This window comes from Bilifractor sp. LCP21S3_F8, from assembly GCF_052117805.1.
Classification (GTDB): domain Bacteria; phylum Bacillota; class Clostridia; order Lachnospirales; family Lachnospiraceae; genus Bilifractor.
The window spans coordinates 1-10,332 of sequence record NZ_JBQKIK010000046.1; the positions used below are offsets into that span (position 1 = coordinate 1).

General features: G+C 48.9%; 7 protein-coding genes. 6 read left to right on the forward strand and 1 reads right to left on the reverse strand.

Going from position 1 to position 10,332, the window contains the following annotated elements; all coding sequences use genetic code 11:
* The first annotated feature begins 501 nt into the window (after positions 1–501).
* Together ACTQ3A_RS13545 and ACTQ3A_RS13550 are read left to right on the forward strand one after the other, a co-directional pair.
* Complete coding sequence (locus ACTQ3A_RS13545; RefSeq protein ID WP_441495161.1) at positions 502–1,890, forward strand: MATE family efflux transporter; 1,389 nt, start codon at positions 502–504, stop codon at positions 1,888–1,890.
* 205 nt (positions 1,891–2,095) lie between these two features.
* A complete protein-coding gene (locus ACTQ3A_RS13550; protein WP_441495162.1) occupies positions 2,096–3,565 on the forward strand; it encodes an aminoacyl-histidine dipeptidase in 1,470 nt (489 codons plus the stop codon).
* 14 nt (positions 3,566–3,579) lie between these two features.
* Here ACTQ3A_RS13550 and ACTQ3A_RS13555 read toward each other — a convergent pair whose 3' ends face one another.
* A complete protein-coding gene (locus ACTQ3A_RS13555; RefSeq protein ID WP_441495163.1) occupies positions 3,580–4,713 on the reverse strand; it encodes a hypothetical protein in 1,134 nt (377 codons plus the stop codon).
* A gap of 235 nt (positions 4,714–4,948) precedes the next feature.
* Here ACTQ3A_RS13555 and rpsB point away from each other — a divergent pair, with 235 nt between their 5' ends.
* The 4 genes from rpsB (at position 4,949) to ade (ending at position 10,177) form a co-directional block, all read left to right on the forward strand.
* Positions 4,949–5,695: a 30S ribosomal protein S2 gene (gene rpsB / locus ACTQ3A_RS13560; RefSeq protein ID WP_441099137.1), complete on the forward strand. Its 747-nt coding sequence runs from the start codon at positions 4,949–4,951 to the stop codon at positions 5,693–5,695.
* Positions 5,696–5,726: 31 nt separating this feature from the next.
* Positions 5,727–6,668: a translation elongation factor Ts gene (gene tsf / locus ACTQ3A_RS13565; RefSeq protein WP_441099136.1), complete on the forward strand. Its 942-nt coding sequence runs from the start codon at positions 5,727–5,729 to the stop codon at positions 6,666–6,668.
* A 219-nt stretch (positions 6,669–6,887) separates the two neighbouring features.
* Positions 6,888–8,267: an alpha-amylase family glycosyl hydrolase gene (locus ACTQ3A_RS13570; RefSeq protein WP_441495344.1), complete on the forward strand. Its 1,380-nt coding sequence runs from the start codon at positions 6,888–6,890 to the stop codon at positions 8,265–8,267.
* A 206-nt stretch (positions 8,268–8,473) separates the two neighbouring features.
* The gene (gene ade, locus ACTQ3A_RS13575; RefSeq protein WP_441495164.1) at positions 8,474–10,177 is read left to right on the forward strand and encodes an adenine deaminase; all 1,704 of its coding nucleotides are present in this window, start codon (positions 8,474–8,476) and stop codon (positions 10,175–10,177) included.
* Positions 10,178–10,332 lie beyond the last annotated feature (155 nt).

Genomic DNA, 10,332 nt, shown 5'->3' on the forward strand with positions numbered 1-10,332 from the left:
GGAGGTAGTATAATGGGTTTTCAGAATACAGGCTATATCTATTGTGGTGCTCCGCCTGCGGGGCATGGGGGTTTACTGTATAAGCTCTTCGAAAACGCAGACAGGATCGTCACACGCGAAGCGTGTGTAAGAGACTGTATGCGATTTCGAAGGCAACAGGTATGAGCACGAAGTGACGCGTAAGCGGCACGGAAGTGCGAATGCCTGTAGGATTGCGGGAGTGCGAAGCACGGAGCAATCCGTAGCTTATACAGTGTGTGGCACGACTTATCGAATGGGCGTTACTGTATTAGTCACGGAAGCTGCGAAGCAGCGAAGTGACGTGGGGACTTATACAGTGTGTGGCACGATGTATCGTATGGCTGTTTACTGCATAAAGCCGTCGTCAAGCGGACAGTTTTTGGGCATGCGAAGCGTCTGTAAGAGACTGTATGCGATTTCGAAGGCAACAGGTGTAAACTATATAATCGAAAACATCTATTTTTATCGGGGTTTATTATCATGTTTTCCAAATTCAGGGACCATTTCTACCAGTCTGATCGTATCAACTGGAACAACCTGACCTTTACCAGAGCCGAGCTCTGGAAGCTGCTGTATCCGTTGATGCTTGAGCAGCTTCTGACCTCCTTCATGGGTATGGCAGATACCATGATGGTTACAAGAGCCGGAAGTGAAGCAATTTCTGCAGTCTCTCTGGTCGATTCCATCAACATCCTGGTTATCCAGATTCTTTCCGCAATGGCTGCCGGAGGAACGATCATCTGTTCACAGTATATCGGACATAAGGATTTCAAGAAGTGTAATGCCGCTGCAAGACAAGTGGTACTCACGGTATTGATGATCTCCATCCCTTTGGCACTCCTTTGTCTGATACTCCGAAGGCCACTTCTCGGGCTTGTATTCGGCTCGGTTGATCCAGCTGTCATGGAAAACGGTGTGACGTATTTCTTCTACACATCGATTTCTTTCCCCTTCCTTGCGCTCTTTGAATCAGGAGCGGCATTTTACCGTGCGGGTGGAAACAGCCGTTTTCCAATGACACTGTCCGTAATTTCCAACTGTCTGAATATATTCGGTAATGCGGTTCTGATCTTCGGGTTTGATATGGGGGTTGCAGGAGCGGCTATCTCTACCCTGTTGTCCCGCATTTTCAGCGCTGTTGTGATTTTCTGCTTCCTCAGAAAACCCAGACAGCCGATTGTCATCGATCATTATCTGCGTATACGCCCAGATTTTCGGATGATCCAAAAAGTTCTGTCGATCGGTGTTCCTTCCGGAATTGAAAACGGAATGTTTCAGTTTGGCAAACTGGCAATCCAGTCCAGCGTATCGACCCTTGGAACAATTAATATTGCAGCGAATGCAATGATGATCATCCTTGAAAACCTGAACGGCATCGGTGGCATAGGAATCGGTATCGGTCTGATGACCGTTGTTGGTCAGTGTATTGGTGCAGGACGTGTAGAAGAGGCAAAGTATTACATTGTAAAGATAAGCATGATCGCTGAAGTTGTCGTGCTCGTCTCCTGCGCTATTGTTTTTGTGATTGCAAAACCTGTGATGTGGCTTGCCGGTATGGATCCGGAAGCTGCTGATATCTGCTTTAACATGCTGATCTATGTGTCTATTGTAAAGCCAATTGTCTGGATACCGGCGTTTATTCCTGCTTACGGTATGCGATCTGCCGGAGACGTGAAATTTTCCATGATCGCGTCCAGCATAACCATGTGGTGCTGCAGGGTTCTTGTGACCACAGTGTTGATTCGTGTGTTCGGTTTCGGACCGATCGCTGTATGGATCGGTATGTCACTTGACTGGCTGGTGCGTGGGATTGTATATTCTCTGCGTTATCGTTCCGGTAAGTGGCTGAATCACACGGTTATTTCGTAAAATTAAATTTTATTTACGCGAACAGTGAGCCGCAGCCGAATGCGAAGTATTCGTGTGCGGCGATCGTCGCGATAGCGAGATAAAACTCGCGCAGCGTGTTTTTATCTCGTTTGATGTACCGGGGACATAATAATGAAGCTGCTCACATATCATGGATTTGAGCTGCTTTCTTATTATCAATAGATAAGGATCAGGAGGAAAAAGAATGTCAGACAGAAAAATTCTGGAGGGAATCGAACCTGCGGAGGTTTTTCGCTATTTTGAGGAGATTTCGGCGATACCGAGACCTTCCGGAAAGGAAAAGAAAATCAGTGATTATCTGATTCAATTTGCCCGGGCACACGGTTTTGAGCATTATCAGGACGCCTTGAACAATGTAATTATCATAAGAGAAGCATCAGAGGGATATGAAAATCAGGAGCCTATCATTCTTCAGGGCCATATGGATATGGTTTGTGAAAAAAATCCGGGTGTGACGAAGGATATGTCGAACGAGGGGCTTGATCTTGACGTCAAGGGTGATTTTATCTCCGCAAAAGGGACGACTCTCGGCGGTGATGACGGAATTGCGGTTGCGTACATTCTGGCCATTCTGGACTCCGCGACACTGAGACATCCGAGACTGGAGTGTGTGATTACCGTTGGTGAGGAGGTAGGGATGGATGGCGCGAAGTTCATCGATTGTTCCCCATTAAAGGGCCATCTCCTTTTAAACCTTGATTCTGAAAAAGAAGGTGTTGTTCTGGCCGGTTGTGCCGGCGGCGCGTCCGAAAAGGTGATTCTTCCAATCACCCGGGAACCATTTAAAGGACAGAGAGTGGAGCTTCACGTATCCGGTCTCACAGGCGGTCATTCCGGTACGGAAATACACAAGGGGCGGGCGAATGCGATGCTTCTCTTATTCCGGACAATAATGGAAGCGTCCCGTGACACGGATGTGCGGTTGATCTCGATGACCGCAGGGACAAAGGACAATGCGATTCCGAGAGAGGCATCTGCAACGGCTGTGGTTGAGGATTTTTCAAAATTCATGCATTCCGTTCAGATCAGCGAAAAAAATATTCAAAAGGAATACCGGGCGGCTGACCCTGGTCTTAAGATCACGGCAGAAGAGGCGTCCGGCACTCCGGAATCCAGAGCGGATGAAGATCCACTGACCGTGGAAGACACCCGCAAAGTTATTGCTCTGGCAAACTCGCTTCCTTCCGGAGTCCAGCGTATGAGCGATGAAGTAGAGGGACTTACGGAAACTTCCTTGAACTGGGGAATTACCAGCCTGTCTGACGACGAATTTTCAATGTGTGCTTCAGTGCGGAGCTCTGTAGCATCGGCACTCGCTGCACTGATTCAGAAAATTAGCTGGATCGCGTCAGCCTACGGGGCAAAGGTGGTTGAAAGTGGTGCATATCCACCGTGGGAATGGGTCGAGCACTCTAAGCTGCGCACGCGGATGTCGAAGATATATCGTGAGATGTTCGGGAAGGAACTCGTCATAGAGGCAATACATGCCGGTGTGGAGTGCGGTCTGCTTGCCGGGAAGATTCACGGCCTGGATGCGGTTTCCATGGGACCGGATATCTTCAATATTCACACCCCGCAGGAACGGCTGTCAATTTCCTCTGCCAGGAGAATGTATGATTACATCCTCAGGATACTGGAATATAAAAATACATAGAGATGTACTGAGAATCATTCCTCCAGAGCTTTTTGTGCATCCGCCAGCTGTTCTTCAAGATCACTGATTTCCAGCTCAAGCATCGGACACGCTTCCTCTGCCTGTGTAATCCTTCGAAGCTGCTCCAGTATAGAATCGTCAACCGGCTTCAGAAAGCCTGACAGAAAAGCCTTCGGATACAGGAAGGCTTTTTCTGTATCCGAAAAACGAACCGTCATACGTCCGTTAACACACGAAGAAACAGTGCCGGAGCCGAAGGCACGGTGTACTACCGAAATTCCGTCTACTGCCGGAAGCTGCAGAGAGAGCAGGTCTTCCAGATGTGCTTTCTTCACAGAGAGTTCCCGGCGGATCTCATCGATACGCCCGGCAAGCTCTCTGGCCCGTTTCGCTCTTTCCATCCATTCATCTGTAAAGGAGGACCGGATGCGCAGATGCGAATAGAAGTCGTTCCGGTACGCACAGTCGAGAATATCATAAGCCAGAAAATGGAGGTTATTGCTGAATTCTGCGGGGAAATCCGCCATACGGTTCTGATGGAGCTTCAGAATTTCAGGATAATTCCATACCTCCTCCAGAAGGTTATCGCACATTTTGTAGTAACCCTTAAGGGAAAAATGATTGCCATACATGAAATAATCCCCGAATTCCGTCGCCTGAGCGAAAAGATCAGCAGCTTCTTTTTTATAGAAATAATTATCAGAAGGAGAAAATGCTGTGAGAAGATTCAAAACAGAGACTGAGGTCTGCTCAAATTCAGTTTTCCCCTCAAATCGCCGGCCGATCCGGGCGTTAATGTCGTTCCGAAAATCAAGGATACGGGAAGCGCGCAGTTCCAGATCACCGTGATCCTCCGTATAGAAGAGTCGGATCAGCTGTTCTCTGACAAATGATGTTTCTTCCGGGATCTCGGCAAGTGCGGCAATACCCTCGAGAGAGCGGTGCATCGGAGTATCAAGAAATGCCCTTATTCCAGACGTAGATGCTCGAAGCATCGCTGGAAAATCCGCATCATCCGCATTCCAGTTCTTTTTGAAATCGGAAAAGCCTTTCTGCAGTGAATCCAAGCCGTAAATTTCGCCTGCTGCTGCACTGTCAAAACAAAGTCTGTACTGGGTGAAAATCAGATCTGAATTTTTTTTGTTCATTGCATATACTCCTGTATGATTGTGCGATTGCGCTCCCATTCGTGTTGCGCGGAAAACTTCCAAAGTATAACATAAAAATGCCTGCAATTATATCCTTGCGGAAGAAGAAAAACTGTGCTACAATTGGAAAGCTGTTTAGAAAGCATGCGCGGAAATTTTCGGGGTGGTGCCTTTTACGAGGTTCCCCGGCAAGTTGAACCGTGCAGAAGTTTAAAACCAAAAGGAGAGAAATATTATGAGCGTAATTTCAATGAAGCAGTTACTCGAAGCCGGTGTACATTTCGGACACCTCACAAGAAGATGGAACCCCAAGATGGCTCCCTACATCTACACAGAGCGCAATGGCATCTATATCATTGACCTTCAGAAGTCTGTAGGAATGGTAGATGAGGCTTACAAGGCTGTTGCGGACATCATCGCTGACGGCGGCAGAATTCTCTTTGTGGGAACAAAGAAGCAGGCACAGGATACCATCAAGACTGAGGCTGAGCGCTGCGGTGAGTTCTATGTCAATGAGAGATGGCTCGGCGGAATGCTGACGAACTTCAAGACCATCCAGACACGTATTGCCCGCCTGAATGAGATTGACAAGATGGAAGAGGACGGGACCTTTGATGTTCTTCCGAAGAAGGAAGTCATGGGTCTGAAGAAAGAGCAGGAGAAGCTCGTTAAGAACATCGGCGGCATCAGAGAGATGAAGAAGATCCCGGATGCTATCTTTGTTGTAGATCCGAAGAAGGAGCACATCTGTGTTGAAGAGGCTCACGCACTGGGAATCACTCTGATCGGCATCTGCGATACCAACTGTGATCCGGAAGACCTCGACTATGTAATCCCGGGAAATGACGATGCGATTCGTGCCGTTAAGCTTCTGGTTTCCAAGATGGCAGATGCTGTCATTGAAGCAAAGCAGGGAATGGCACAGGAATCCGGCGATGAGGCTGCAGAGGAAGCTGCTGCGGAAGCCGCAGAGGCAGAATAATTAATCATACAACCTACAGGAGGAATTCGAAATGGCTATTAAAGCTTCTCAGGTTAAAGAGTTAAGAGAAATGACCGGTGCCGGAATGATGGACTGCAAGAAGGCCCTGACGAACACCGACGGAGATATGGATAAGGCGGTTGAATGGCTTCGTGAGAACGGTATGGCAAAGGCACAGAAGAAGTCCGGACGTATCGCCGCAGAAGGTATTGTTATGTTCAAGGCTGCTGATGATGGCAAAAAGGCCGCTATCGTTGAGGTAAATTCCGAGACAGACTTTGCTGCCAAGAACGAGAAGTTCCGTTCCTATGTGGCACAGGTTGCAGATCAGGCACTGACAACAACCGCTGCAGATATCGACGCATTCCTGGCAGAGCCCTGGAAGTTCGACACAAGCAAGACCGTTAAGGAAGAGCTTGACGCAGAGATCGCCGTTATCTCCGAGAATATGCATATCCGTCGTTTCGCACAGGTTGAGGAGCCGAACGGATTTGTAGCAACCTACAATCATGCGGATGGAAAGATCGGCGTTCTGGTTGATGTTGAGACAGATGTCGTAAATGACGCAATCAAAGAGATGGCAAAGAATGTTGCCATGCAGATCGCTGCCATGAGACCGCAGTACACAAGCAACGCTGAGGTTCCGGCAGACTACATCGCGCATGAGACAGAGATTCTTCGCGCTGCAATCATGAACGATCCCAAGGAATCCCAGAAGCCTGAGAAAGTGATCGAGGGAATCGTAAAGGGCCGTGTCAACAAGGAACTGAAGGAGATCGTTCTTCTTGATCAGGTATACGTAAAGGCTGAGGACGGCAAGCAGTCTGTTGAGAAATATGTTCAGCAGGTAGCAAAAGAGAACAATGCCAAAGTTACCATCAAGGGCTTTACTCGTTTCGAGACCGGAGAAGGACTTGAGAAGAAGAACGAGGATTTCGCCGCTGAGGTAGCTGCTCAGGTTGCAGGAAAGTAATTCCGGTGGATCTGAATTGTGCCGGAGTTATCCGCGCACCTCTTCCTGATCTCTTATAAATCGAGAAAATTTAAAAGCATTACAAAACAGACAAGCTTCGGAAGCACAGTCACACAAAGAATTTAACGTGACAGAGCCTCCGGAGCTTTTCTAATTTCTGTTTGAAGGAACAGTTCTCCGGCGATATACTGTTATAGACAGACAGGATGTGCTACGCAAGTGGAGCATACAAAAAGTAAATACCCGCATCTGACAGAGGCGGGAACGGAAAGGTATAAAACGATGGCATACAATACTTCAAAAGAATTACGAAATGATGTGATTTATTCCGTTTTTGTAAGAAACTACAGCGAAGAAGGTACCTTTGACGCGGTTCGTCGGGACCTTCCCAGGATCAAGGCATTGGGAACAGATATCATCTGGCTGATGCCGATTCATCCGTGTGGCGTGAAAAACCGGAAGGGCAGTCTGGGGTCTCCGTACGCGATCCGGGATTACCGCGCGGTAAATCCTGAATTTGGAACAGCAGAGGATTTTCGACATCTTGTGGATGCAATCCACGACCATGGCATGAAATGCATCATAGACGTCGTATACAATCATACTTCCCCCGACAGTGTTCTCGCGAAGGAGCATCCGGAATATTTTTATCACAAACCGGATGGAAGCTTTGGCAACCGGATCGGAGACTGGTGGGATGTCATTGACCTGGATTACAGCTGCCATGATCTGTGGAAGTATCAGATTGACACATTGAAAATGTGGGCAGGGGAATACCGGGTCGACGGATTCCGTTGTGACGTCGCTCCGCTTGTTCCGGTTGCGTTCTGGAAAGCGGCGAGAGAAGCTGTGGAGGAGGTACATCCGGGATGTATCTGGCTGGCAGAAACTGTGGAACCTGAGTTTATCTCGTTTAACCGCTCACACGGCATTCCCTGCGCGTCGGATTCGGAAATCTTTCAGGCATTCGATATCAGCTATGCATATGACATTCACGGAATCTTCTACGATTATCTGACTGGCTCAAAGAAGCTGAAAGAGTACGCGGATGCTGTCAACCTTCAGGAGTGTATCTATCCCGACAATTACGACAAACTGAGATTCCTTGAGAATCATGACCAGCTCAGGGCTGCTTACATGATTCGTGACGAGAAGGCGCTCCGCAACTGGACAGCGTTTCAGTATTTTCAGAAGGGAACTGTTCTGATTTATAATGGACAGGAAAGATGTGCGGACCACACACCGGGACTGTTTGACAGAGATAATATTTCCTGGAAAGGAGAAGATATCACGCCTCTGCTTCAGAAGCTTTTCCAAATCCGAAAAGAAAATTTTGCGGCAGACTGCAGTATCCATCTGCAGGCGGAGGACAGGGACATTCTGATCGGAATCCGCACGGAGAACGCGGACAGAACAGCGGGGGATACCGGTAAGAGAGCTGTCGGAATCTTTTCGCTCCGGGGAGAGACAGGGCTTCTTTCCGTAAAGCCCTATGAGATACCAGACGGCATCTATACAAACCTGATTGACGGCACAGAAGTAGAAGTGAGCATGGGGCGGATATCGGTCAGCGGTGAGCCCTTGATCATTCTTGTGTAAGTCCAGTCGCAATATTCCCGGCTTACGGTGCCTGCTCACCAGTGGGCAAGTTCATTAGCGGCACGGAAGCTGCCTGCAGCTTCCGCATCGCGGAAACTTATCCATTGCGGCGGTTCGCCTGAACGATGCAAAGAGGTAAGCGGCTTAGGGAATGCAGTGTGTAATCTGAGAGACAGTGTGTCGTTCCGATACGGAGGTGATATGGTATGGAACTTACGAAGTATATCGGCTGCTCCAGAGCGGCAAGGAAGCTAGATAAGGCAGATCTTGTTCTGAAAAATGCGAAAATAGTCAATGTATTTACCGACCGTGTGGAGGAAGGGAATGTCGCAATTACAAACGGCATGATTGTCGGAATCGGAGATTATCACGGTGTGCGCGAAATTGATCTGGAGGGCCAGTATCTTACCTCGGGATTTATTGACGCGCATCTTCACCTGGAGTCGACACTCGTAAATCCGCAGGTGCTGATTGCCAAGGCAACGGCACACGGAACCACTACCTTTATCGTTGATCCTCACGAGGTGGCAAACGTGGCAGGGACAGCCGGAATCGATTATCTCCTGTCCCAGACGGAGAACTGTCCCGCACACGTCTACGTGATGATCGCCTCCTGCGTCCCGTCCACACCGATTGATGACAACGGTTGTACCCTGACTGCGGATCAGATGGCTCCTTATCTGAAAAACCGCCGTGTTCTTGGTCTTGGCGAGGTGATGGACTGCATGTCTGTCATCAATGGGGATCCGGAGATGAACCGTAAGCTGGAGCTGTTTGACGGCAAAGTGAAGGATGGCCACGCTCCGAATTTGTCGGATGAGGAGCTTGCCGCCTATGTCATGGCCGGTGTGACCACTGATCACGAGGGCACCACTTATGAATACGTCATGAAGGAACGCTCCATGGGCATGACCTGTCATATCCGGGAGGGGAGCGCCGCAAGGAATCTGGAAATGATAGTAAAGGGCATTGTAGAGAACAATACAAATACCGAGGGCTTTTGTTTCTGCACGGACGACAAACACATCGAAGATATTGCTCGGGAGGGCGACATCGATCACAACGTCCGCAAGGCTGTCAGTATGGGCATCAGTCCAATCGCCGCTGTCAAGATGGCGACAATACAGCCGGCGCGATGCTACGGGCTGAGAAGAACCGGAGCAGTTGCGCCCGGGTATGACGCAGACCTTGTGGTCTGGGATTCTATCAAGGACTTCAATGCCCGGATGGTCTTCTACAAAGGAAAACTGATCAGAGGAGAGCAAAGAGTAAAGCCTGCGCCATGTCCGTCAAAGCTGACAGATACAATCCACCTCGGGAAGCTCGATCCGGAAAAGCTGAAAATACGCCTGGACGGGAATCCCTTCCCGGTGATTCGCATGATCCCGGGACAGATTCTCACTGAGCGGCGGGATCTGCTCTTGCCTGGGAAGGATTATTTTGAGGCAAATGGCGATCTGGACAAGATCGCGGTTTTTGAGCGGCACAAGGCGACCGGAAAAACCGGCGTAGGTGTGGTACAGAATTTTGGACTGCGGGAGGGTGCGATCGCGTCTTCGGTGTCTCACGACAGTCATAATATCATCGTCATCGGAGACAACGACCGGGATATCCTTCTTGCGGTAAAGGAACTTGAACGAACGCACGGCGGCTATACGATCATCCGAAACGGTGAGGTCTGTGACACCCTTGAGCTTCCGATCATGGGACTGATTTCCGACAGGAGCTACAGCTATGTCAATCAGAAGCTTCGAAAGATGATCCGTCAGGCACACCGGATGGGCGTTCCCGAGGATATGGATCCCTTCATTACACTTTCTTTCATGGCGCTCCCGGTTATTCCGGAGATCCGCTGTACGCCGAGAGGCATCTACAGCGTCACGGGCGGTGAATTTCTCCGCAGGGCATGAAAAAATTCCGTCGTTACTAAAGTATCTAAATTTTTCAAAAACACTGTCAAGCATAAATGAAAATGTCTCGAAAAAACTTTAACATGAGCCCCGGTTTTCCGGGGCTTTTATTTAATATCCGTGTTAACACTCTAATCATGCACTTTTTAGATCTT